This window comes from Pseudomonas sp. BF-RE-25 (assembly GCF_019956105.1).
GTDB lineage: Bacteria > Pseudomonadota > Gammaproteobacteria > Pseudomonadales > Pseudomonadaceae > Aquipseudomonas > Aquipseudomonas migulae.
Window position 1 is genome coordinate 1 of the sequence record NZ_JAHBDB010000046.1, and the last position, 21,454, is coordinate 21,454.

General features: G+C 60.8%; 20 protein-coding genes. 7 read left to right on the forward strand and 13 right to left on the reverse strand.

Annotated elements, in window-relative coordinates; all coding sequences use genetic code 11:
• Nucleotides 1–188 precede the first annotated feature (188 nt).
• The gene (gene xopAW / locus KGB24_RS20655; RefSeq protein WP_223415745.1) at nucleotides 189–1,037 is read left to right on the forward strand and encodes a XopAW family type III secretion system calcium-binding effector; all 849 of its coding nucleotides are present in this window, start codon (nucleotides 189–191) and stop codon (nucleotides 1,035–1,037) included.
• Nucleotides 1,038–1,160: 123 nt separating this feature from the next.
• Here the strand turns inward: xopAW and KGB24_RS20660 are convergent, their stop codons facing one another.
• The 10 genes from KGB24_RS20660 to KGB24_RS20705 form a co-directional block, all read right to left on the reverse strand.
• Entirely contained in the window at nucleotides 1,161–2,216 is a 1,056-nt protein-coding gene (locus KGB24_RS20660) for an AI-2E family transporter (protein ID WP_008029297.1), read from the reverse strand.
• 72 nt (nucleotides 2,217–2,288) lie between these two features.
• Nucleotides 2,289–3,095: a DUF4892 domain-containing protein gene (locus KGB24_RS20665; RefSeq protein WP_223415746.1), complete on the reverse strand. Its 807-nt coding sequence runs from the start codon at nucleotides 3,093–3,095 to the stop codon at nucleotides 2,289–2,291.
• An 8-nt stretch (nucleotides 3,096–3,103) separates the two neighbouring features.
• Nucleotides 3,104–3,763, reverse strand: a complete 660-nt coding sequence (locus tag KGB24_RS20670) for a glutathione S-transferase family protein (RefSeq protein WP_008029301.1) — start codon at nucleotides 3,761–3,763, stop codon at nucleotides 3,104–3,106.
• Between the two features lie 50 nt (nucleotides 3,764–3,813).
• Entirely contained in the window at nucleotides 3,814–4,668 is an 855-nt protein-coding gene (locus KGB24_RS20675; protein ID WP_008029303.1) for an alpha/beta hydrolase, read from the reverse strand.
• The gene (locus KGB24_RS20680) at nucleotides 4,665–5,471 is read right to left on the reverse strand and encodes an alpha/beta fold hydrolase (RefSeq protein ID WP_008029305.1); all 807 of its coding nucleotides are present in this window, start codon (nucleotides 5,469–5,471) and stop codon (nucleotides 4,665–4,667) included. Before KGB24_RS20680 ends, KGB24_RS20675 begins: the two co-directional genes overlap by 4 nt.
• 150 nt (nucleotides 5,472–5,621) lie before the next feature.
• Nucleotides 5,622–6,065 carry a hotdog fold thioesterase gene (locus tag KGB24_RS20685; RefSeq protein ID WP_056853110.1) on the reverse strand — a complete coding sequence of 148 codons (444 nt, stop codon included), beginning with the start codon at nucleotides 6,063–6,065 and terminating at the stop codon, nucleotides 5,622–5,624.
• A 32-nt stretch (nucleotides 6,066–6,097) separates the two neighbouring features.
• Nucleotides 6,098–7,765 (reverse strand): AMP-binding protein, encoded by a 1,668-nt coding sequence (locus tag KGB24_RS20690; protein ID WP_223415747.1) that lies wholly within the window; start codon nucleotides 7,763–7,765, stop codon nucleotides 6,098–6,100.
• A 190-nt stretch (nucleotides 7,766–7,955) separates the two neighbouring features.
• Complete coding sequence (gene sixA, locus KGB24_RS20695; protein WP_223415748.1) at nucleotides 7,956–8,408, reverse strand: phosphohistidine phosphatase SixA; 453 nt, start codon at nucleotides 8,406–8,408, stop codon at nucleotides 7,956–7,958.
• Entirely contained in the window at nucleotides 8,405–8,752 is a 348-nt protein-coding gene (locus KGB24_RS20700; RefSeq protein WP_008029309.1) for a DUF4389 domain-containing protein, read from the reverse strand. The genes sixA and KGB24_RS20700 overlap by 4 nt, the downstream gene beginning before the upstream one ends.
• A 33-nt stretch (nucleotides 8,753–8,785) precedes the next feature.
• Complete coding sequence (locus KGB24_RS20705) at nucleotides 8,786–9,811, reverse strand: NAD(P)H-dependent glycerol-3-phosphate dehydrogenase (protein ID WP_008029310.1); 1,026 nt, start codon at nucleotides 9,809–9,811, stop codon at nucleotides 8,786–8,788.
• Between the two features lie 196 nt (nucleotides 9,812–10,007).
• Here KGB24_RS20705 and KGB24_RS20710 point away from each other — a divergent pair, with 196 nt between their 5' ends.
• The 6 genes from KGB24_RS20710 to KGB24_RS20735 all read left to right on the forward strand — a co-directional run bounded on the left by KGB24_RS20710 (nucleotide 10,008) and on the right by KGB24_RS20735 (nucleotide 17,539).
• Nucleotides 10,008–12,131: a TonB-dependent receptor plug domain-containing protein gene (locus tag KGB24_RS20710; RefSeq protein ID WP_223415749.1), complete on the forward strand. Its 2,124-nt coding sequence runs from the start codon at nucleotides 10,008–10,010 to the stop codon at nucleotides 12,129–12,131.
• Nucleotides 12,132–13,064 carry an ABC transporter substrate-binding protein gene (locus tag KGB24_RS20715; protein WP_223415750.1) on the forward strand — a complete coding sequence of 311 codons (933 nt, stop codon included), beginning with the start codon at nucleotides 12,132–12,134 and terminating at the stop codon, nucleotides 13,062–13,064.
• Nucleotides 13,061–14,962: an ATP-binding protein gene (locus KGB24_RS20720; RefSeq protein ID WP_223415751.1), complete on the forward strand. Its 1,902-nt coding sequence runs from the start codon at nucleotides 13,061–13,063 to the stop codon at nucleotides 14,960–14,962. The genes KGB24_RS20715 and KGB24_RS20720 overlap by 4 nt, the downstream gene beginning before the upstream one ends.
• 247 nt (nucleotides 14,963–15,209) lie before the next feature.
• Nucleotides 15,210–15,725 carry a 3-hydroxyacyl-[acyl-carrier-protein] dehydratase FabA gene (gene fabA, locus KGB24_RS20725; protein WP_003179264.1) on the forward strand — a complete coding sequence of 172 codons (516 nt, stop codon included), beginning with the start codon at nucleotides 15,210–15,212 and terminating at the stop codon, nucleotides 15,723–15,725.
• A gap of 11 nt (nucleotides 15,726–15,736) precedes the next feature.
• Nucleotides 15,737–16,957: a beta-ketoacyl-ACP synthase I gene (fabB, locus tag KGB24_RS20730; RefSeq protein ID WP_008029314.1), complete on the forward strand. Its 1,221-nt coding sequence runs from the start codon at nucleotides 15,737–15,739 to the stop codon at nucleotides 16,955–16,957.
• A 393-nt stretch (nucleotides 16,958–17,350) separates the two neighbouring features.
• On the forward strand, nucleotides 17,351–17,539 hold the full coding sequence (locus KGB24_RS20735) for a hypothetical protein (RefSeq protein WP_223415752.1): 189 nt from the start codon (nucleotides 17,351–17,353) through the stop codon (nucleotides 17,537–17,539).
• A 70-nt stretch (nucleotides 17,540–17,609) separates the two neighbouring features.
• Here KGB24_RS20735 and KGB24_RS20740 read toward each other — a convergent pair whose 3' ends face one another.
• From KGB24_RS20740 to relA, 3 genes are all read right to left on the reverse strand, one after another.
• On the reverse strand, nucleotides 17,610–18,152 hold the full coding sequence (locus KGB24_RS20740; protein ID WP_008029316.1) for a DUF2058 domain-containing protein: 543 nt from the start codon (nucleotides 18,150–18,152) through the stop codon (nucleotides 17,610–17,612).
• 28 nt (nucleotides 18,153–18,180) lie between these two features.
• On the reverse strand, nucleotides 18,181–19,014 hold the full coding sequence (mazG, locus tag KGB24_RS20745) for a nucleoside triphosphate pyrophosphohydrolase (RefSeq protein WP_223415753.1): 834 nt from the start codon (nucleotides 19,012–19,014) through the stop codon (nucleotides 18,181–18,183).
• Between the two features lie 124 nt (nucleotides 19,015–19,138).
• Nucleotides 19,139–21,382, reverse strand: coding sequence for a GTP diphosphokinase (gene relA / locus KGB24_RS20750; RefSeq protein ID WP_008029318.1), 2,244 nt, complete (start codon nucleotides 21,380–21,382; stop codon nucleotides 19,139–19,141).
• Nucleotides 21,383–21,454: the final 72 nt, after the last annotated feature.

The window sequence follows — 21,454 nt, forward strand, 5'->3', positions numbered from 1 at the left end:
GGGTCAGTCAACATCAATGCTGAATGATCCACCGCTTTCGCGAGCAAGCCCGCTCCCACAGGTTCTGAGTCTGACCTGAGACCTGTGTGTACCAATCGGTACAAACCCCACATACCTACGACAACTTGCTCCTTGAGGCTGCATAAGCCGGTGCACCCACCGGTTTTCCATTCCAGGGAGTGAGCCCAATGATCGGTAGCGTCAGCAACTACACGAGCTATACCAGCACCAGCAGCACCACAACCAACAATGCTCGCAGCCAGCAATTCCAGAAAGAACTGCTCGCCAGGCTCGACACCAACAGCGACGGTTCGGTAGACCAGGACGAGCTCACCAGCGCTCTGTCACAGAAAACCGAGGACGGTCTGCTGGTCAGCCTGAGCAAGAACTTCGCCGATCTGGACAGTGACGACAGTGGCAGTCTGAGCAGCGAAGAAATGGCTGCGATGGCACCACCGCCACCACCGCCGCGTGATCAGGCACCGAACACCGAACTGGCCGACGCGCTGATCAGCGCACTGGACACCGACAGTGACGGCGCCATCAGCAGCGATGAGCTGGCCAGCGGCCTGACCAACGCCGGCAGCAATGCCGACAGCACAGAGATTTTTTCGGCGCTGGATAAAAACGAAGACGGCGTCGTCAGCAAGGACGAACTCGCCGCCAGCCTCGCCCCGCCGCCGCCACCGCCGCAACAGGTGTCCAGTGACGAATTGTTCAGCCAACTCGACGCGGACAGCGACGGCAGTGTCAGCGCCAGTGAATTGAGCAGTGCGTTGCAGGCCAGCAGCACTTCAACCACCAGCAGCGACACCAGCGCCGCGTTGCTCAAGGTGCTGGACAGCGACAGCAGTGGCGGCGTCAGCAGCGACGAATTGGAAGCCGCGCTGCAGGCCGGTCGCGAGAAAAACAGCAACAGCGCAACCGATCAGGCGAGCGTGACGGAAGCGCTGAACAAAATGATCGCCAACCTGAGCAAGCAGTACTCGCTCGACAAGGTGGCGACGGTAGGCAAGTACCTGAACGTTACAAGCTGAGCAAAAACTCACGCGTCTAATTGTAGGAGCCGGCTTGCCGGCGATGGGCCCTTGAAGGTTGCGTCAGGCTTCAGGCTGCCATCGCCGGCAAGCCGGCTCCTACAATTGATCGTGGCCATGCAGTCACGGCCGGCGATCTTCCACCCGCGCCTGACTCTTGCTCCAGTCGGTCAACAGGCTGTACGCCACGGCCAGCAACGTCGGTCCGATGAACAGGCCGATGAACCCGAACGCAATCAACCCGCCAAACACGCCCAACAGCACGATCACCAACGGCAAATTGCCGCCACGACTGATCAGGTAAGGCTTGAGCACGTTGTCGACCCCGCTGATGATGAACGTCCCCCACATTCCAAGGAACACCGCCATCCCGTATTCGCCCTTCCAGGCGAGCCACGCCGTGGCCGGAATCCACACCAGCGGTGGCCCCATGGGAATCAGGCTCAGCAAGAAGGTGACGATGCCCAGCACCAGTGCCCCTGGCACCCCGGCAATCAGGAAGCCGATCAGCGCCAGCACCGCTTGCGCCGCCGCAGTCCCGATCACGCCGTTCACCACCCGTTGCACCGTACCCGCCACCAGTTCGATGTAATAACCGGCGCGGTCACCGATCAACCGTTGCAGCAGCCCATGGACAAACGCCGCCAAACGCGGCCCGTCCCGGTAGAAAAAGAACACGAACACAATGCTGAGTGTCAGCTCGAGAATGCCGCCGCCAATCTGTGCACTGCGCGCCAGCAACCAGTTGCCGACCTGCCCCAGATAAGGTTTGAGCGACACCATCATCGCCGCGCCCTGCTGATCGATGCTGTTCCAGATCACCACCAGACGCGCGCCCACCAAAGGAATACTGCCCAGCCATGTCGGCGCCTCGGGCAGGCCATCCATCTGCACGTCCTTGATGAACGCCGTGGCATCACGCACATGGTCCGCGAGGTTGAAACCCAGCCACACCAGCGGCACCGCCACCAGCAACATCCAGCCGAGGGTCAGCAATGCCGCCGCCAGGGATTCTCGGCCATTGAGCCAACGGGTCAGCAAGCGCATCAGCGGCCAACTGGCGAACGCAAGCACCGCGCCCCAGAACATGGCCGACCAGAACGGCGCCATCACCCAGAAGCTCGCGCCAAACAGCACCAGCAGCAGGATCTGCACCAACAGTCGATCGTTATTGATCATCCACGTCTCGAAAAAATGTCAGTCAGCCAATAAGAGTAGGCGAACGCGGCAAGCACGTCCGCCTGCCACAGCTTATCGCAACAGTTCGATGTGCAGGCCAGAGCCTTCGACGCTGCCGGTTTCCATCCTGGCCGTACGCACACCCTGGCCGATCAGGGCCTGGCGCCAGGCTTCGGCCTTCGGCCCGGACACACTGACCCGCAACGTGGTGTCCAGGTTCAGTCCACGGGAGATCAGGCGCAGCCAGGTATCATCAGGGTCGCCGGTCAGCTTGGGGAAATCGAGCTCGCCGGTGCTCTTGAGTTCTCGAAGCAAGGTCGCGGAAGTCGGCAGCAAATCACCCAGCGGTGCTGCGGCGTCGAACTGCTCGACGTGCAAATAGGCTTTGCGGTTGCCGCGAGTGATGCTGTAGAGCGCCACCAGGGTGTTTTCCCGCGGCGCCGCCAGACGCAACAACAGGTAGGCCTGCTGATCGTCGGCCCCATAGAGCTTGGCATTGCCGAAGACCTCATTGGCCCACAGGCTGCTCTCGCCACAATCACGGGCCTGGCACCAGAACAGCAACTGGGCGTCCTGCTTCTGCAAGGCTTCCCGAGCCGCCGTGAAGGCTTCGGTGGAGGAATGCTCCGCAGGCAGTTCGTAGGTCACCGACGTGGTTTGGCCCCGGGCGCTGACCTGACCGTCGAAGCGCAACTGCCCGCTGATCTTGCGGATCGAGCCCAACGGGTAGATCCGTTCGAGTTCAGCCGTGGGGCGATAGTCGACGATCTGCGAGTCGGCCAGGCGCGGCACGATTGGCAGGTCCTGACTGCCCGGCACATCGGCGGCAAACAGCGAAGGACTGAAACAACACAGCATTAGCAGACTGAGTGATCGCATGGACAGGCTCATCGGATCAGCATGGCCTGGGCACCCTTGACGACACTGGCGTCGTCGATGCGCTCGGGCACCAGCAAACCGCGCTGCACCGCCGGGCGCGCCGCCATCGTCGCCATCCAGCGTTGCAAGGCCGACAAGCCGTCCACTGCCACACCGGACCACTCGTGACCACGAACCCACGGATAGGTCGCGATGTCGGCAATGCTGTATTCGTCCGCCAGAAACTCTACGTCTTGCAGGCGCGTGTCGAGCACTTCATACAGGCGTCGGGTTTCATGCTGATAACGGTCGATGGCGCCCTGGAGCTTTTCCGGAAAGTAACGGAAAAACACGTTGGCCTGGCCCTGCATCGGACCGATTCCACCCATCTGGAACATCAGCCATTGCAGCACCACCGAGCGCCCCTTCGGGTCCTTGGGCAACAGCTTGCCGCTCAGTTCTGCCAGATAAATCAGGATGGCGCCGGATTCGAACACGGCAAAATCGCCGTTGGCGCGGTCGACAATCGCCGGGATCCGGCCATTGGGGTTGATCTTGAGGAAGTCCGCGGACTTCTGTTCCTTTTTGTCGAAACTCAGGGCGTGCACCGTGTAGGGCAGGCCGAGTTCCTCGAGCACGATAGAGACCTTGTGGCCATTCGGGGTCGCAGCGGTGTAGAGATCTATCATGGTTGTCTCCCATTTCAACCCGCCCAGCCTCGACAGTTGCCCGGCGCAAGTCAAGGAACGGCGAAGAACCGATTGAAACAGTCTGCGACAAGGTCGGCACCGGATTCGTCATTCAGGTGCAAATGATGACCGCCAGGCAGCTGTTCACGGCTAAAGGGTAGACGCTCCAGCAACTCGGGATGTTTGGCGAGCATGCCGTCGGCCGCGACGACCAGCAGCGCAGGACAACTGACGCGCTGGACGAAGGCCATGGCTTGTTCGGTGGTCAGACGCAGCGGCGATGGCAGCGTCAGACGGCTATCGGTGCGCCAGGTGTAACCGCCCGGCACTGGCATCAAGCCGCGTTGCGCCAGCAATTCGGCGGCCTCGCGACTGACCGCCACCAGGCCTTTCATACGCGCTTCGATGGCGCGATCCAGGGTGTTGTAGACCGGTTTGCTTTTCTCCCGCAGGTCCAGTTGCGCTTGCAGGGCCATGCCCATGCGCTCGGCAGCATTTTCGCCTTTGTCTGTAGGAGGAATGATGCCGTCGATCAACGCCAGATGCGTAACCCGCTCCGGCAGCGACCCGGCGATGATCAACGAAGCGATCGCCCCCATGGAGTGCCCCATCAGCGCAAAACGCTTCAAGCCCAGCTGTTCGGCGACTTGCAGCACGTCATGGGCGTAATCCCACATCGCGTAGCCGGCACCCGTCGGGCGATGCCCGGAATGACCGTGACCGGCCATGTCCAGCGCGATGATGCGTAGCCCTTTGAGCTTCGGCGCCAACCGGGCAAAGCTGTTGGCGTTGTCCAGCCAGCCGTGCAAGGCAATCACCGGCAAGCCGTCTTCGGGGCCGAACAGGTGCGCTGCCAGCTCAATGTGCGGCAGGCTCAGGCGAACTTCCTCGACGGCATGGTTCATGCGCAATCCTGCTGATGACGAGCGTCCCAGCGGCTGAACAGGTTTTTCAGCAGCGTGGCGGTGTCCTGGGGACGTTCGAGGGGAAACATGTGGCCGCCGGGCATGGTCAGGGACTCGCCCAACGGCATGCGCCCGACAGAATTGGCGTGATGGCGCATCACCACTCGGCTTTTGTGCCCACGCACCACCGCCAGCGGCACTTTCAGTTGCCGTGCGCGACCGGGACTGGTGTGGGGCACGCCCCGGTAGATGCTGATTTCCGTGGCGGGGTCGAAACGCAGACGCAGTTTGTCGCCGACCTGATGCAGGCCGTGCTGCAGGTAAGCGTCGAAACACTCAGGGTCGAAACCGCGAAACAGCGTTTTACCGGCGAAATAACGGCGGGCACTCTCGATATCGGCGAACTCTTCGCGACGCCCCAATGTGCGGCCGGCCGGGGTCAGGCGGTCGATAAAACCGAAACGCTTGGCCGCGAGGATCACCCATTGATCGGCGCGGGTCAGCACCGGTGAATCGAGCATCACCACGCCGCGATACAGCTCGGGACAACGCAATGCCGCGTGCAGGTGCAGCACGCCGCCGAAGGAATGACCGACGCCCCACACCGGTTCCGCCTGTTGCTTGAGGTGATGAATCAGCTCGTCCACCAGGTTGTGCCAGTTGTCATCCGCCGGGAAACGCGGGTCATGGGCGTGTTGCTCCAGATGCGTCACCTGATACTCGGGCGCCAGCGCCGCGAACAACTTGCCGTAGGTCCCGGAGGGGAACCCATTGGCGTGGGCGAAAAATATCTGCTGCGACATACCGGCAAATCCATAAGCGAGAACAGGCATTGATTGTCCGCAAGACAACGTCCTTCAGCAATGACCGTAACTGCCAGGAATGATGACAGTCCGGTCACACCTGTGTTTCAGGGAACCTTGCGTACATTCCGCGGCAGAGCGGGCCGTCACTCAACGCGCCGGCGGGTTCTCCCCCAACGGCACCACCGCCATGGTCAACCGCGACACACAACTGGCCTTGCCCTCATCGCTGGTCAACCGAATGTCCCAGACATGGGTCGTGCGCCCGATGTGAATCGGTTTGGCCACCGCCGTCACCCGTCCGCTGCGCAGCCCCCGCAAATGGTTGGCGTTGATCTCAAGGCCCACGCAGTAAAACTTGCTGGCATCGATGCACAGATAACTGGCCATGGAGCCGACTGTTTCAGCCAACACCACCGAAGCACCGCCGTGCAGCAAACCATAAGGCTGGTGAGTGCGATGATCGATGACCATGCTCGCCGTCAGGGACTCTTCGTCGAAGGCTTCGAAGCGGATATCCAGCACTTCGCCGATGGTGTTTTTCTGGATCGCGTTCAACTGCTCGATGTTGGGAGTGGTACGCCACAAACTCATTGCACACATCCTTTGTTGGTTTTATTCGTGGCTCAATCCTGCCACAGCACCGCTTCGCTATGCTCGCTCCATTCTTCGAACCGGGGGCCGTAAGCCGCTTCGATCACGTTGCGCTTGATCTTCAGGGTTGGTGTCAGGAAGCCGTTTTCCACGGCCCAGCTGTCTTTGACGACAACGAGCCGGCGCAGGCGCTCATGTTTGTCGAGGGCGCCGTTGACCTCTTCAAGAAGTTTTTCCAGGCTTGAATGCAGGCCGGCACGCGCGGTTCCGCCGGCGTCCTGCTGCCCGACCGCCGAGAGCACGCACAACCCCAGCGGCGCACTCAACCCATCACCGACCACGCACACTTGCTCGATGCGTGAATGCACCGCCAAACGGTTTTCGATCGGCGCCGGTGCCACGTACTTGCCTTTGCTGGTCTTGAAGATTTCCTTCAGGCGACCGGTCAGGCGCAGGTTGCCTTCGGTGTCCTGTTCGCCCTTGTCACCGGTGCGCAGGAAGCCGTCCTCGGTGATGGTGTCGGCGGTTTTTTCCGGTTCCTTGAAATACCCGAGCATGGTTGCGCCACTGCGCACCAAGACCTCGCCCGATTCGGCGATCCGCACTTCAACGTCGGGGCAAGGCTTGCCGATCCAGCCCGGTTTGTTGTCGCCGGGCCGGCCGATGTGGGAATAACCGCAGCTTTCGGTCATGCCGTAGACCTCCAGCACGTCCAGCCCGAGCTTGCGGTACCACAGCAACAACGTCTGCGGCACGGGCGCGGCGCCGGACAACGCGACGCGCAAGGCGTCCAGCCCCAGCCCGGCGAGCACTTTGTGCCCTACCCGTTTGCCGATGAAGGGCAGCCCGAGCAGGAAGTCGAGGCGTTTTGCCGGGATCTTGCCGTACACGCCCATCTGGAATTTGGTCCAGATGCGTGGCACGCCGAACAGCGCAGTCGGCCGCGCACGCTGCAAATCAGTCAGGAAGGTGTCGAGGCTCTCGGCAAAGAATACGGTTTGCCCGGTGTAGATGGACGCCAGTTCGACGAACATGCGTTCGGCGACGTGGCACAACGGCAGGTAAGACAGCAATCGATCCGACTCATTGAGGCCGAACAACTGCGTGCCACGGGTGGTGGCGAACCCCAGATTACCGAAGCTGTGCATCACGCCTTTGGGTATGCCGGTGGTGCCGGAGGTGTAAATGATGGTCGCCAGTTGGTCAGCGGCAGGCTTGGGGTCGTCCTGGATCGGTGAACAGGCTTGCAGGTCGGCCCAGCTGTAATCGAAGGTACCCGGCGGGTGCAACGGCAGGCTGATGGTCGGCAAGTCGGGATTGACCCCGCGGGACATGCCGGGCCAGTCGTCGAGTTTGCCGATGAACGCCAGCGCCGCTTCGGAGTGTTCGAGTACTTGCGCGACGGATTCGGCCGTGAGGTTCGGGTACAACGGCACCGACACATGCCCGGCCATCCAGATCGCCAGATCGGCGATGATCCAGTGGGCGCAGTTTTTCGAGATCAGGGCGATGTGGCTGCCTTGCGGAAGTTCACGGGCGCGCAGCCAGTGCGCGGCGCAGCGAGCCTGATGGCCGACGTCTTCCCAGGTCAGGGTCTCGACCTGGCCACCACCCGTGGGCTGGACCAGAAAGCGCTGGCGGGGATGACGGGATTCGCGCTCGTAGAAGACGTCCAGCGGCAAACGAAAAGCAGCAGACATGCGACTCGCTCCTTTATTTTTGGTCTGGAGCAAGCGTAGTCAACCAAGCGGTTGCTTGGTTGACTATTTCATTACAAAAAATCAGTAACGCAGCCGAACACTGTAGGAGCGAGGCTTGCCCGCGAAGGGGCCCTTGAAGGAGTTAAAAGCTTCGCGGGCAAGCCTCGCTCCTACAAAAGCAAAACAATCGTTACGGGTGCTTGAGGCTGTTGAGCTTCATCGATCCGATCAACAACTCATTGTGCTCAAGTTCGGCCAGGCCGGCGGTGCTGACTTTTTCCGGTGGATAGCCGGCGCCATGTTGCAGGTAGCTCAACAAGTTACCCACCAGCGGGTTGTGACTGACCAAAAGGACGTCACTCACCGACACCAACTGCTCGGCCACTTTGTCCGGGTCGGTTTCCGGGGTCAGCCAGTCGACTGTACGAATCTCCGGCTCGAAGCCCAGAGTCTCACGGACCAGTTGCGCAGTTTCCTGCGCTCGCAGATAAGGGCTGGCATAGATCGCAGTGACGGGCTGCCCCATCAACCGCGCAGCGCTGCGCAGCACTTCTTCACGACCGTGGGTAGTCAATGTCCGTTCGGAGTCCGGACGCGAGCCGTAAGGCTCGGCTTCCCCATGACGCAATACCCAGAGTTTCATAGTTTGGGTTCCTCATCTCGGGCCGGATGCGGCGCAGGCGCCACGACGTGTGGCGCTTCACCTTCCGGTGTACGCGGCGTCGGCCAGTCGGCGAACGGCCAGGGTTTCTGGTCGCTGTGAAACGTGCCGAAACGACCGATCTGCGCCAGGAACTGGCTCAGGCTGTCGCCGAAATTCATCAGGCTGGCGCTCGGTGCGCCATAGATCAAACGATAGACCAGTTGCACCAGCACCACGGCGCCGAGGATGAACTGCGCCACCTGCCAGACCAGCAGGAAGACGATCATCCACAACACCCGCAGCAGGATGGATTCGTATTGGGCTTCTGTTTTCGGATCGTTCATGTCTCGCTCTCCTGCTCCTTATGAGGAGCGTGATCAGTTAAAACCACTGGTGGAAATAAAGTCGACGTCGGTTTTCGGTTCGCCACGCATCAGCAGTTCAATGACCTGATTCAGCGTGCGCCCTTCGAACAGGATCGCGTGTAGCCCGGCGACCAGCGGCATATAGACACCAACTTCCTGGGCCTTGGCCTTGAGCACTTTCAAGGTGTTCACGCCTTCGGCGACTTCGCCCAGGCGTGTCACCGCGTCTTCCAGGCTCAAGCCCTGACCGAGGGCGAAGCCGACCTGGTAGTTGCGGCTTTTCGGCGACGAACAGGTGACGATCAAGTCCCCCACCCCGGCCAGACCCAGGAACGTCATCGGGTTGGCGCCCTGATTCACCGCGAAGCGGGTCATTTCCGCCAGCGCCCGGGTGATCAGCATGCTCTTGGTGTTTTCGCCCATGCCCAGCGCCACCGCCATGCCGGCGATGATCGCGTAGACGTTTTTCAGCGCCCCGCCCAACTCCACGCCGAAACGGTCGGCGCTGGCGTACACGCGAAAGGTGCGCCCGTGCAGCGCTTCCTGAACCCGTTGGCAGAGTTCTTCGTCTTCGCTGGCGACTACCGTGGCGGTCAGCGCGTGCTCGGCGATTTCACGGGCCAGGTTCGGGCCGGACAGCACGCCGATGCGCGCTTGCGGGGCGATTTCTTCGAGGATCTCGCTCATCAGTTTAAAGGTGTGGGCTTCGATGCCTTTGGTCAGGCTCACCAGTAACTTGCCGCTCAAGCGATCGGCGTGTGGAACCAGCACCGCACGCAGCGCGCTGGAAGGCAGCGCGACAAAACACAGATCGCAGGCGTCCAGCGTGGCTTGCAGGTCGGTGACCGCTTCCACTCCCGGCAGAATCTTGATGCCCTTGAGGTAACGCGGATTCTCGCGATTGACCCGAATGGCCTCGGCCTGCTCGGGGTCACGCATCCACTGCCGGACCTGATGCCCGTTCTCGGCCAGCAGATTAGCCACGGCGGTACCAAAACTTCCGCCTCCCAGGACCGCAATTGGGCGCTGTTCAGTCATATGCAATCCGTTAATCCATACCAATGGCGATGTCGGCATTATACGGAGCGGCCCAGTGGCGGCCAGCCCCCGCGTCAATTACCGGCACTTGTAGAAAGAAGACGGATAAATCCGAGGAAAATGCCGGCATCGTGACTGAAAAAGTCGACCCGCTCGGTTAACATGCGCGCCCATTAATCGCTATCAAGGATGTGTTGTGTCGTTTGGCCCCGCTGCACCTCGCTCTCCGCTGGTCCTGGCGCTGATATTCAGCCCGCCATTGCTGGCCGACGACCTGTTTCTCGACAACGAGCCGGTGCCGCAAGTGCTGACGGCTACGCGTCTCAAACAGTCGCCGGCGGCGGTTCCGGGAAGCATGACGGTGATCGACAGCGAACTGATCAACGCCAGTGGCGCCCGTGACATCAGTGAATTGCTGCGGCTGGTGCCGGGGATGATGGTCGGCAACATCAGCGGCAATCAGGCGGCGGTGAACTATCACGGCACCAACGCCAGCGAAGCGCGGCGCATGCAGGTGCTGATCGACGGGCGCTCGGTGTACCGCGCCGGCCTGGCCACGGTCGACTGGAGCGACATTCCGGTGGCCATGGAAGACATCGAGCGCATCGAGGTTTTCCGCGGCCCGAACACGGTCAGCTATGGCGCCAATGCGTTGATGGCGGTGGTCAACATCATCACCCGCAACCCGGCCGACAGCCATGGTACGCGGGTCAAAGTCACCCGTGGCCAGCGCGGCATCGATGACTTTTACGCCAGTCAGGGCGTGGGTTGGGACGGTGGCGACATGCGCCTGTCGCTGTCCGGCCAGCAGGACGACGGCTTTGACTCGGACCGCCGCGGCGCCGATTACCGCGACAGCCGCCGCTTGAACCGCTTCAACCTCGCCGTCAGCCAGACGCTCAACGAACAGCAAAGCCTCGATTGGCAATTGAATGCCAAGGACGGCAGCAACCAGCGGCCTTATACCTACCGCCCGGTGTTTTCGGGGATTACCGCCGCTGGGAACAATTCCGACGTTGTGGCCAAGGACTATGCCGGTTCCCTGCGCTGGAACCTCGATGTAAATCCTGATCACAGCCTTTATATCCAGGGCTCGGCCCAGCACTGGGATCGTCAGCAGACCTGGCGCGCCTGCGACGCCGAGGTTTCGTTCAGCCCTGAACTGACCGAGCTCTGGCAGCTCAATCCGAATTACACCGAGCGCCTGGCGCGCAATATCGAGCGCTACGTCGTCCCCGGCGCTCCGTCCGGTACGCCGGCAGAACAAGCCTTGGCCAGTAAAGTGCTGGACCAGTGGCGCAACGGCGCCCGCCAAACCTTGTGCGGCGACATCGACCAGAGCACCCGCGAGACGCGCTACGACCTCGAACTGCAAGACACCCTCAGCCTGTCCGACAGTCTGCGACTGGTCAGCGGCCTGAACTATCGTTACGACCGGGCAGATTCCGAGACCTACTTCAATGGCACGCTCGACGACACGACATGGCGCGCGTTCGGCCAGCTTGAGTGGCGCGCCAGCGAACACTGGCTGTTACAGGGCGGTGCAATGTTCGAAGACACGCAATTGATCGGCAGCTCGCTGACGCCGCGCGTGGCGGTCAACTATCTGATCAATCCGCGCCACGGCTTGCGTGCGGTGTATTCGGAAGCCATCCGCTCACCGGACATGTTCGAGAACAACGTCAACTGGAGTTACCGGGTGACCAACCTGCAACCCGCTGCCTACGGCCAGAACAGCGCCCGCTATTTCGTCAAGACCCGCGGTCCCGGCAATCTCGACCAGGAACACATGCGCTCGCGGGAACTGGGCTACAACGGCTACTTCGCCGAGTGGAGGCTGGCGGTGGACGTGAAGGTGTTTCACGACGAAATCACCGGCATGATCAGCGAGCCGCTACGCAACAATCAGTACATCGCCAGCAACGCCAACAGCTCGCGCTTCACCGGTACGGAAACCCAGCTCGACTGGCGACTGAGCAGTGCCGATCGCTTGCGCCTGACCTACGCCTATGTCGATGCCGAGGCGAGCAACCCGCTGGATGCGCAACAGACCGCGCGCAACAGTGGCTCCGCCGGTTGGCTGCGCGATTGGGGCCACGGCTGGAACAGCGCGCTCTTCTACTATGGTGACGACGCGCTCAACGGCTATCGCTTTGAGCGGGTCGACACGCGCATCGCCAAGCGCGTTGGCCTGGGCAAGGCCAGCCTGGAACTGGCCGGCGTCCTCCAACAGCGCCTGGACAATCAACCCACGACGTTCATCGACAACCGCTACGACGAGCGGCGAGTGCTCTACTTCAGCGCGGAGCTGGCGTTCTAAATGTTGCGCTCTCTATCACGGATGATGCCAAACCCTGGCCGCCTGGTGGCCGGGTTGTGCCTGGTGTTTGCCGGGTGGCTGGGTAGCCTTTCGGTCAACGCTGCCGAAATTCTGCTGACCGGCGCCGACGACAGCGCGGGCATGCAGTCTTTCGCCAAGGCCCTGAGCGACCTGCGCCCGGCTGACAACGTTCGCTTTCAGCCACTGGCCAATCTGCCGACACCGGACAAGTTGCCCGCCGGCACCCGGTTGATCCTGCTGGATCTGCCGAGCCTCGACTGGCGCCTGCAAGACGCCCGAGGCCCGGCGACGCTGGTCCTGCGCATCAGCCGCCTGCAAGCCCGTCAACGCCTGGGGGCAACTGTGCCGGCGCATTTGAGCCTGTTGTGGAGCGATCCACCGCTGGATCGGCAATTACGCCTGACCCGAATCCTGTTGCCTCAGGTCAAACGGGTCGGGGTGCTTTACGACAGCCACAGCGAATTTCTCCTGGGCGAACTGCGCGAGATCGCCAAGCCCCTGGGTTTCGAAATCGTCACCGAGCGCTGGGACAATACCCATGACAGCCGACCGTTGCAGACGCTGCTGAAAAACAGTGACGTGCTGCTGGGGCTCGACGATCCCGACCTGTACAACCCCAAAACCGCGAAAAACCTGCTGCTCAGCAGCTACACACGGCAAACCGCACTGATCGGCCCCAACGCCGGGTTCGTCAAGGCCGGAAGCCTGACCAGCACCTACAGCGACCAGAGCGACTGGCTGGCGATTCTCGACGATCTGCTCGACCGGCCACCGGCCACGTGGCCGCGCACGCACTACGCCAATCGCTTCAAAGTGTTGAGTAACCCACAAGTGGCTCGTTCGTTAGGCATTGAACAGATTAATGAAGCGTTGGTCGCAACACAGCTGGCCGAAGGAGAACGCCGCCCATGACTTTCCGTCGTCGTTGGGACATCAACACGCGAACCCAGATCATCAGCCTCGGCCCTGCCCTGCTGCTGACCTTGCTGCTGATCAGTTTTTTCACCTTCGTGCGGATCCAGGACCTGCGTCAGGAGCTCAATCACACCGGCCAACTGATCGCCAACCAACTGGCGCCGGCCGCCGAGTACGGGGTGATTTCCGGCAACAACGAGGTGCTTGAAAGTTTGCTCAAGGCCACCCTGGCCACGCCCAATGTGCGCTTTCTGGAAGTCCAGGACAGCGCCAACCGGATTCTGGTGTACGTCGAGCACCCCTCGGAAACCTACACCCGTTCGCAGCAGGTCGAAGTGTTCCAGGCGCCGGTGCGCTTGCAACGCATCGCACTGCACAATGATTTCTTCCAGGGCAGCAAAGCCACTGGCGCCGCCCCCGCCGAGGATTATCTGGGGCGGGTGATCGTCGGCCTGTCGAATGACGCCTTCAGCAAGCGCCAACAGGAAATCCTGTTCAAGGCCGGTGTCCTCGCGCTGTTCGCCTTGCTGTTCACCTTCCTGATTGCCCGGCGCCTGGCCGGCAGCCTGTCGCAGCCGATCCGCGACATCGGCAACGCGGTCAAGGCGATCCAGAGCGGCGACTACAAAACGCCGTTGCCGATTGTCGACGACACCGAACTTGGCGCGCTGTCGCAGCACATCAACAACCTCGCCAGCGGTCTGGAACAGGCCAGCCGCGAACAGCATCAGGCCATGGCGCAGTTGATCCAGACGCGCGAAGAGGCGGAAAAAGCCAACAACGCCAAATCGGACTTCCTGGCGATGATGAGCCATGAATTGCGCACACCGATGAATGGCGTGCTCGGCATGCTGCAACTGCTGGAAACCACCGATATGACCGCGGAGCAGGTCGAATACGCGGCGCTGGCCTCGGAGTCCACCGAACACTTGCTCAAAGTCATCAACGACATTCTCGACTTCTCGCGCATTGAACGTTCGGAGCTGGAACTGGAGCACATCCCGTTCAACCTCGCGGACCTGATCGGCAGTTGCGCCCAGTCGTTCTCGCACAGCGCAATGCAGCGCGGGCTCGACCTGGCGTTGCTGATTCCCGAGGACATGCGTGAATTGCAGGTGCAGGGAGACCCAACGCGGATCCGGCAAATCCTGGTGAACCTGGTGGGCAATGCGCTGAAGTTCACCGAAAAGGGGCGCGTCAGCATCGAGCCGCAGTGGCAGTCGCTGGATCACGAACTGTTGTGGTTCACCTGCACCGTGCGCGACAGCGGGATTGGCATCTCGGCCGAAAGCCTGGAATTGATGTTCAACGCGTTCCAGCAGGCCGACAGTTCTATTTCAAGGCGTTACGGCGGCACCGGGCTGGGGCTGCCGATTGCCCGCACCCTGGCAGAACGCATGGGCGGAACCTTGCGCGCCCAGAGCGAGGAAGGTCGCGGCTCGGTGTTCACCCTGGAAATCCCGCTGGCGCTGTATAAACAGAAGCTGCCGGTACTGACACCGCGCACACCGACCGGCAGCGGTGACGGTGAAGGACGCAATGTGCTGTTGGTCGAGGACAACCCGGTCAACCAGACCGTTATCGAAGCAATGTTGCGCAGTCTGGGCTTTACTGTCAGCGTCGCCACCGATGGCGCTCAAGCGGTGCGAAGTGCCGAAAGTCTGATTTTCGAAGCGATTCTGATGGACTGCCGACTGCCGATCATTGACGGCTACGAGGCCACCCGCCAGATCCGCCAATTGCCCGGCTGCACTGACCTGCCGATCATCGCGCTGACCGCCAACGCCTTGCAGGGCGACCGCGAGGCCTGTTTATCGGCGGGAATGAACGATTACCTGGCCAAGCCCTTCAAACGCACTGATCTGCAGCAGATTCTGCAGCGATGGGTGCAGTAGTGCAGGCCTTTCGACCATCTGCGACTGGCGTGAAAGGCGAAAGTGCGGCAGTCTTAGGCACCCGAACAGGCCCGAAAAGGGGCTTGAATAATAATTTCAGTGCACAAGTGTACATTCATGTCCTTGGTGCTGTGACTTTCACCACAACGCAATAGTCTATGAGTAGGCTGCCGATTCGAGGCATGAACGCTTCGATCGGTCGGGAAGATTTGCCCCACCTGCCGCATGGGACTATTGAGGAGCTCGCATGACCAAACAAAACGCCTTTACTCGGGAAGACCTGCTGCGCTGCAGTCGCGGTGAGCTGTTCGGCCCAGGTAACGCGCAACTGCCCGCCCCGAACATGCTGATGGTGGATCGCATCACCCTGATCAGCGAAGAAGGCGGCAAGTACGGCAAAGGTGAATTGGTCGCCGAGCTGGATATCACTCCGGATCTGTGGTTTTTCGCCTGTCACTTCGAAGGTGACCCGGTGATGCCAGGCTGCCTGGGCCTCGACGCCATGTGGCAACTGGTCGGTTTCTTCCTCGGCTGGCAAGGCCTGCCGGGCCGTGGCCGCGCCCTGGGTTCGGGCGAAGTGAAGTTCTTTGGTCAGGTTCTGCCGACCGCGAAGAAAGTGACCTATAACATTCATATCAAGCGCGTCCTCAAAGGCAAGCTGAACCTGGCCATCGCCGATGGTTCGGTGACTGTCGACGGTCGCGAGATCTACACCGCCGAAGGCCTTCGGGTCGGCGTTTTCACCTCCACTGACAACTTCTAAGGGTTATCCGCATGCGCCGCGTCGTTATCACTGGTCTGGGCATCGTTTCGTGCCTGGGCAATGACAAAGAGACCGTCTCCGCTAACCTGCGTGCAAGCCGCCCTGGCATCCGGTTCAACCCGGAATATGCCGAAATGGGTCTGCGTAGCCAGGTTTCCGGCTCCATCGACCTTCCCCTCGAAGAGCTGATCGATCGCAAGATCTATCGCTTCGTCGGCCACGCGGCGGCTTACGCCTATCTGGCCATGAAAGACGCCATCGCCGACTCCGGTCTGACCGATGAGCAAGTCTCCAACCCGCGTACCGGCCTGATCGCCGGTTCCGGTGGCGCCTCCACGCTGAACCAGATGGAAGCGCTGGACATCCTGCGCGAGAAAGGCGTGAAGCGCGTTGGTCCATACCGCGTGACGCGGACCATGGGCAGTACTGTTTCCGCCTGCCTGGCCACGCCGTTCCAGATCAAGGGCGTGAACTACTCGATCTCCTCCGCCTGCGCCACCAGTGCTCACTGCATCGGTACTGCGGTCGAGCAGATCCAGTTGGGCAAACAGGACATCGTATTTGCTGGCGGCGGTGAAGAAGAACATTGGAGCCAGTCGTTCCTGTTCGACGCCATGGGCGCCCTGTCCACCCAGTACAACGAAACCCCGGAAAAGGCCTCCCGCGCCTACGACGCCAAGCGTGACGGTTTCGTCATTGCTGGCGGTGGCGGCATGGTGGTGGTCGAGGAGCTGGAACACGCTCTGGCTCGCGGCGCGAAAATCTACGCGGAAATCGTTGGCTACGGCGCGACCTCCGACGGCTACGACATGGTTGCCCCGAGCGGTGAAGGCGCCATCCGTTGCATGCAGATGGCCATGTCCACCGTTGACGCACCTATCGACTACCTGAACACCCACGGTACCTCGACTCCGGTCGGCGACACCAAGGAAATGGAAGGCGTGCGTGCGGTATTCGGCGACAAGGCTCCGGCCATCAGCTCTACCAAGAGCCTGTCCGGTCACTCCCTGGGCGCCGCCGGCGTTCACGAAGCGATCTACTGCCTGCTGATGATGGAAGGCAACTTCATGGCGGGTTCCGCCAACATCGACGAGCTGGACCCGGCGGTGGCAGACATGCCGATCCTGACCAAGACTCGCGAAGACGTCGCCTTCAACACCGTGATGAGCAACAGCTTCGGCTTCGGTGGTACCAACGCCACTTTGGTACTGAAGCGCTGGCAGGGTAAGTAATACCCCGCCGCTACGCTGTACACAAAAACGCCCCGACTGGTTCGGGGCGTTTTTTTATACCTGAACAAAAGGCACAACACACAACCTGTAGGAGCTGGCTTGCCAGCGATTGCGGTGGGTCAGCCAACATTAATGCTGATCTGCATACGTCATCGCCGGCAAGCCGGCTCCTACAGGTTTTGTGTATGGCGAACTGGCTGGAAACATGAAGCTTTTGTCATGAAACTCAAAGCCCTGCGACCGAATGTCGCGTATTACGCGGGCTGCAGCACTTTTGCAGAATTCACAAGAGTGCGTTACCAAACGCAGTCGTTTACTTAGCAAGCTAACCAAACATATAACTGAGTCCTGCACACGCCTTGCTGCAGATATCACAGAGATTGGAGCTAGCAGATGACTGTTAAAGTAACTGAACGCGACGATTCACATAAATCCCACGAAGGCGTAGCCGCCGGCATCCGGATCTGGGACGTGCACCAACAAGGCATGTTGGTTGGGATGTTCCACTCCGAAACCGACGCCCACAGCTACAAGGCCGAACTGGAAACACTAGAGCTGCAACGAGAGCTCCGATCCGCATAAGCAACGACAGCATTGAAAACGACAAACCCCGCCATGAGCGGGGTTTGTCGTTGTAGCAGTCGTTAACCGCTTACCACATCAGATCATCAGGAATCTGATAGGCCGCGTACGGATCGTCTTCAGCTGCCGCTTCTTCGGTCTGCACATTCAGCTGCACGATGCGCTGCGGATCGCGCTCCTGGATCTTCAGGGCCGCCTCGCGCGGGATCACTTCGTAGCCGCCGGCATGGTGCACGATCGCCAGCGAACCGTTGCTGAGCTTGTTGCGCATCAGCGCGTTGACCGACAGGCGCTTGACCTTCTTGTCGTCAACGAAGTTGTAGTAGTCCTCGGTGGTCAGCTTCGGCAGGCGCGAGACTTCGATCAATTGCTTGACCTGCGCGGCACGGGCCTTGGCCTCGGCCTTCTCTTGCTGCTGACGGTTCAGCTCCTGGTCACGCTTGACCTTCTCGGCCATTGCTTCCTGCGCCAGACGCTGCTGGGTGTCGTCCTGCTCGATCTGACCTTTATGGACCAGACGCTGCTGCTTCTGCTTCTCTTTGCCGACCTGTTTGGCCTGCTTTTGGTTGACCAGCCCTGCCTTTAGCAACTGGTCGCGAAGGGAAATGCTCATGGTGCTTATTTCTCACTTAGGCCACTGCTCAACCGCAGCTGGGCAAATTCTTTTCCTGACGTTTGGCTTCGCCCCACAAGGCGTCCAACTCTTCGAGGGTGCAATCTTCTATGGGACGGTGGGTGTCGCGCAATGCCTGTTCGATAAAACGGAAGCGTCTTTCGAATTTGCTGTTGGCACCGCGCAAGGCGGTTTCCGGATCGACCTTTAAATGACGCGCCAGATTGACCACGGAAAACAGCAGGTCACCGACTTCATCGGCAATCGCTGCCGAGTCGTTGTCGACCATGGCTTCGAGCACTTCATCGAGCTCTTCGCGGACTTTATCCAGCACCGGCAACGCATCCGGCCAGTCGAAACCGACCTGCCCTGCGCGCTTTTGCAACTTGGCCGAACGGGATAACGCCGGCAGTGCGGCGGGCACGTCGTCGAGCAAGGACAGTTGTTGCGGCGCCGCGGATTTCTCGGCGCGCTCTTCAGCCTTGATTTCTTCCCAGCGTTGCTTGACCTGCTCTTCACTCAGACGCGGAACATCCAGCGGCGCGTACAGATCGCCGGTGGGGAACACGTGGGGATGACGACGGATCAACTTGCGGGTGATGCTGTCGATGACGCCGGCAAATTCGAAGCGCCCTTCTTCCCGGGCCAGTTGACTGTAATAAACCACCTGGAACAGCAAATCGCCCAGCTCACCCTGCAAGTGATCGAAGTCACCGCGCTCGATGGCGTCGGCGACTTCGTAGGCTTCCTCAAGGGTGTGCGGGACGATGGTCGCGTAGGTTTGCTTGATGTCCCACGGGCAGCCGAACTGCGGGTCACGCAGACGACTCATCAGGTGCAGCAAATCTTCAAGTGAATACATCTTTTATTAATCTCTACGCTCTGTAGGAGCGAGGCTTGCCCGCGAAAGCTGCATGTCTGACACACCGTTTTCGCGGGCAAGCCTCGCTCCTACAGATATCACCATCAATTTCCGTGAAGGTTTCTCACGGCGTACGGTTACGCCGGGTTTCGATGATGTTCGGCAACTGGGATATCCGCCCCAGCAACCGCCCAAGCGCATCCAGCCCCGGAATCTCGATGGTCAGGGACATCAACGCGGTGTTGTCCTCTTTGTTCGAGCGGGTGTTGACCGCCAGCACGTTGATCCGCTCGTTGAGCAGCACTTGCGAGACGTCACGCAGCAAACCGGAACGGTCGTAGGCACGGATGATGATGTCCACCGGATAGGTGAGCACCGGCACCGGGCCCCAGCTGACCTGGATGATCCGCTCAGGCTCGCGCCCGGCCAGTTGCAGCACCGAGGCGCAGTCCTGACGGTGAATGCTCACGCCACGGCCCTGGGTGATGTAACCGACGATGGCATCGCCCGGCAACGGCTGGCAGCAGCCCGCCATTTGCGTCATCAGGTTGCCGACGCCCTGGATCTGAATGTCGCCGCGCTTGCCCGGTTTGTAGCCGGTGGCCTTGCGCGGAATCAGTTCCAGCTGCTCGTTGCCGCGTTCCGGCTCGACCAGTTGCTGCGCCAGGTTCACCAGTTGCGCCAGGCGCAAATCGCCTGCGCCCAACGCGGCGAACATGTCCTCGGCGGTTTTCATGTTGGCCTTGTCGGCCAGCTTGTCGAAATCCACCGCCGGCAAGCCAAGGCGACTGAGTTCGCGTTCGAGCAGGGTTTTACCGGCCGCGACGTTCTGATCGCGCGCCTGCAATTTGAACCAGTGAACGATCTTCGCCCGCGCCCGCGAGGTGGTGATGTAACCCAGGTTCGGGTTCAGCCAGTCGCGGCTCGGGGTGCCGTGCTTGCTGGTGATGATCTCGACTTGCTCACCGGTTTGCAGGCTGTAGTTGAGCGGTACGATGCGCCCGTTGATCTTCGCGCCACGGCAGTTGTGACCGATCTCGGTGTGCACGCGGTAGGCGAAGTCCAGCGGCGTCGCGCCTTTCGGCAAGTCGATGGCGTGACCGTCGGGGGTGAAGATGTACACCCGGTCCGGCTCGATATCGACCCGCAGCTGTTCCGCCAGACCGCCGATGTCGCCCAACTCTTCGTGCCACTCGAGCACCTGACGCAGCCAGGAGATTTTCTCTTCGTAGTGGTTGGAGCCGGACTTGACGTCGGTGCCCTTGTAGCGCCAGTGCGCGCAAACGCCCAGCTCGGCCTCTTCGTGCATGGAATGGGTGCGGATCTGCACTTCCAGCACCTTGCCCTCAGGCCCGATCACCGCGGTGTGCAGCGAGCGGTAGCCGTTCTCTTTCGGGTTGGCGATGTAGTCGTCGAATTCTTTCGGGATGTGCCGCCACAAGGTGTGGACGATGCCGAGCGCGGTGTAGCAGTCGCGCATTTCCGGCACCAGCACGCGAACGGCGCGAACGTCGTAGATCTGGCTGAACTCCAGACCCTTGCGTTGCATTTTGCGCCAGATCGAATAGATGTGTTTGGCCCGGCCGCTGATGTCGGCATCGACGCCGGTGGCCTGCAATTCGACTTTCAGCTGGTTCATCACATCGGCGATGAAACGCTCGCGATCCAGGCGCCGCTCGTGCAGCAACTTGGCGATCTGCTTGTACTGATCGGGCTCGAGGTAGCGGAAGGACAAGTCCTCCAGTTCCCACTTGATGTGACCGATGCCGAGACGGTGGGCGAGCGGCGCGTAGATGTCGAAGACTTCCCGGGCGACGCGGTTGCGCTTCTCGTCGTCGGCGGTTTTCACCGCACGGATCGCGCAGGTGCGTTCGGCCAGTTTGATCAGCGCGACACGCACGTCGTCGACCATGGCCACGAGCATCTTGCGCAGGTTTTCCACCTGGCCCTGAGTGCCCATCACCATGGATTTACGCGGGCTCAGGCTGTCGCTGATCGCCGCCATGCGTTGCACGCCGTCGATGAGTTTGGCCACCACGGGACCAAAGCGCTGGCTGACCGCCGGCAACTGGATCTGACCTTCGCGCACGCCTCGGTACAGGACCGCGGCGACCAGCGAATCCTGATCGAGCTTGAGGTCGGCGAGGATCTCGGCAATTTCAAGGCCGGTGCGGAAACTGGAGTTTCCCTCGGACCACAAATTCTTCGCCGCATTGGCTTGTTGTTCTGCCTCGCGAGCGTACTCGCAGGCTTCTTTCAAGGCTTCGCGATCCAGTGCCAGATCGACACTGACCGCATGATCGAGCCAAGCCTCGAGATTGATACTGCCGTCGGTGTTGATCGGCTGGTGTGCTCTCACCTGTACCATCTTGCTTACCTTCCCTACGACGCAGATTCAATGCGTCAAATCGCTGACCTTCGCTGCCCATGAGCCCACGTC

Excerpts from the sequence above, each read along its gene's own strand:
- xopAW (WP_223415745.1), top strand. The coding sequence starts at position 189 with ATGATCGGTAGCGTCAGCAACTACACGAGCTATACCAGCACCAGCAGC.
- KGB24_RS20660 (WP_008029297.1), bottom strand. The coding sequence starts at position 2,216 with ATGATCAATAACGATCGACTGTTGGTGCAGATCCTGCTGCTGGTGCTG.
- KGB24_RS20665 (WP_223415746.1), bottom strand. The coding sequence starts at position 3,095 with ATGCGATCACTCAGTCTGCTAATGCTGTGTTGTTTCAGTCCTTCGCTG.
- KGB24_RS20670 (WP_008029301.1), bottom strand. The coding sequence starts at position 3,763 with ATGATAGATCTCTACACCGCTGCGACCCCGAATGGCCACAAGGTCTCT.
- KGB24_RS20675 (WP_008029303.1), bottom strand. The coding sequence starts at position 4,668 with ATGAACCATGCCGTCGAGGAAGTTCGCCTGAGCCTGCCGCACATTGAG.
- KGB24_RS20680 (WP_008029305.1), bottom strand. The coding sequence starts at position 5,471 with ATGTCGCAGCAGATATTTTTCGCCCACGCCAATGGGTTCCCCTCCGGG.
- KGB24_RS20685 (WP_056853110.1), bottom strand. The coding sequence starts at position 6,065 with ATGAGTTTGTGGCGTACCACTCCCAACATCGAGCAGTTGAACGCGATC.
- KGB24_RS20690 (WP_223415747.1), bottom strand. The coding sequence starts at position 7,765 with ATGTCTGCTGCTTTTCGTTTGCCGCTGGACGTCTTCTACGAGCGCGAA.
- sixA (WP_223415748.1), bottom strand. The coding sequence starts at position 8,408 with ATGAAACTCTGGGTATTGCGTCATGGGGAAGCCGAGCCTTACGGCTCG.
- KGB24_RS20700 (WP_008029309.1), bottom strand. The coding sequence starts at position 8,752 with ATGAACGATCCGAAAACAGAAGCCCAATACGAATCCATCCTGCTGCGG.
- KGB24_RS20705 (WP_008029310.1), bottom strand. The coding sequence starts at position 9,811 with ATGACTGAACAGCGCCCAATTGCGGTCCTGGGAGGCGGAAGTTTTGGT.
- KGB24_RS20715 (WP_223415750.1), top strand. The coding sequence starts at position 12,132 with ATGTTGCGCTCTCTATCACGGATGATGCCAAACCCTGGCCGCCTGGTG.
- KGB24_RS20720 (WP_223415751.1), top strand. The coding sequence starts at position 13,061 with ATGACTTTCCGTCGTCGTTGGGACATCAACACGCGAACCCAGATCATC.
- fabA (WP_003179264.1), top strand. The coding sequence starts at position 15,210 with ATGACCAAACAAAACGCCTTTACTCGGGAAGACCTGCTGCGCTGCAGT.
- fabB (WP_008029314.1), top strand. The coding sequence starts at position 15,737 with ATGCGCCGCGTCGTTATCACTGGTCTGGGCATCGTTTCGTGCCTGGGC.
- KGB24_RS20735 (WP_223415752.1), top strand. The coding sequence starts at position 17,351 with ATGACTGTTAAAGTAACTGAACGCGACGATTCACATAAATCCCACGAA.
- KGB24_RS20740 (WP_008029316.1), bottom strand. The coding sequence starts at position 18,152 with ATGAGCATTTCCCTTCGCGACCAGTTGCTAAAGGCAGGGCTGGTCAAC.
- mazG (WP_223415753.1), bottom strand. The coding sequence starts at position 19,014 with ATGTATTCACTTGAAGATTTGCTGCACCTGATGAGTCGTCTGCGTGAC.
- relA (WP_008029318.1), bottom strand. The coding sequence starts at position 21,382 with ATGGTACAGGTGAGAGCACACCAGCCGATCAACACCGACGGCAGTATC.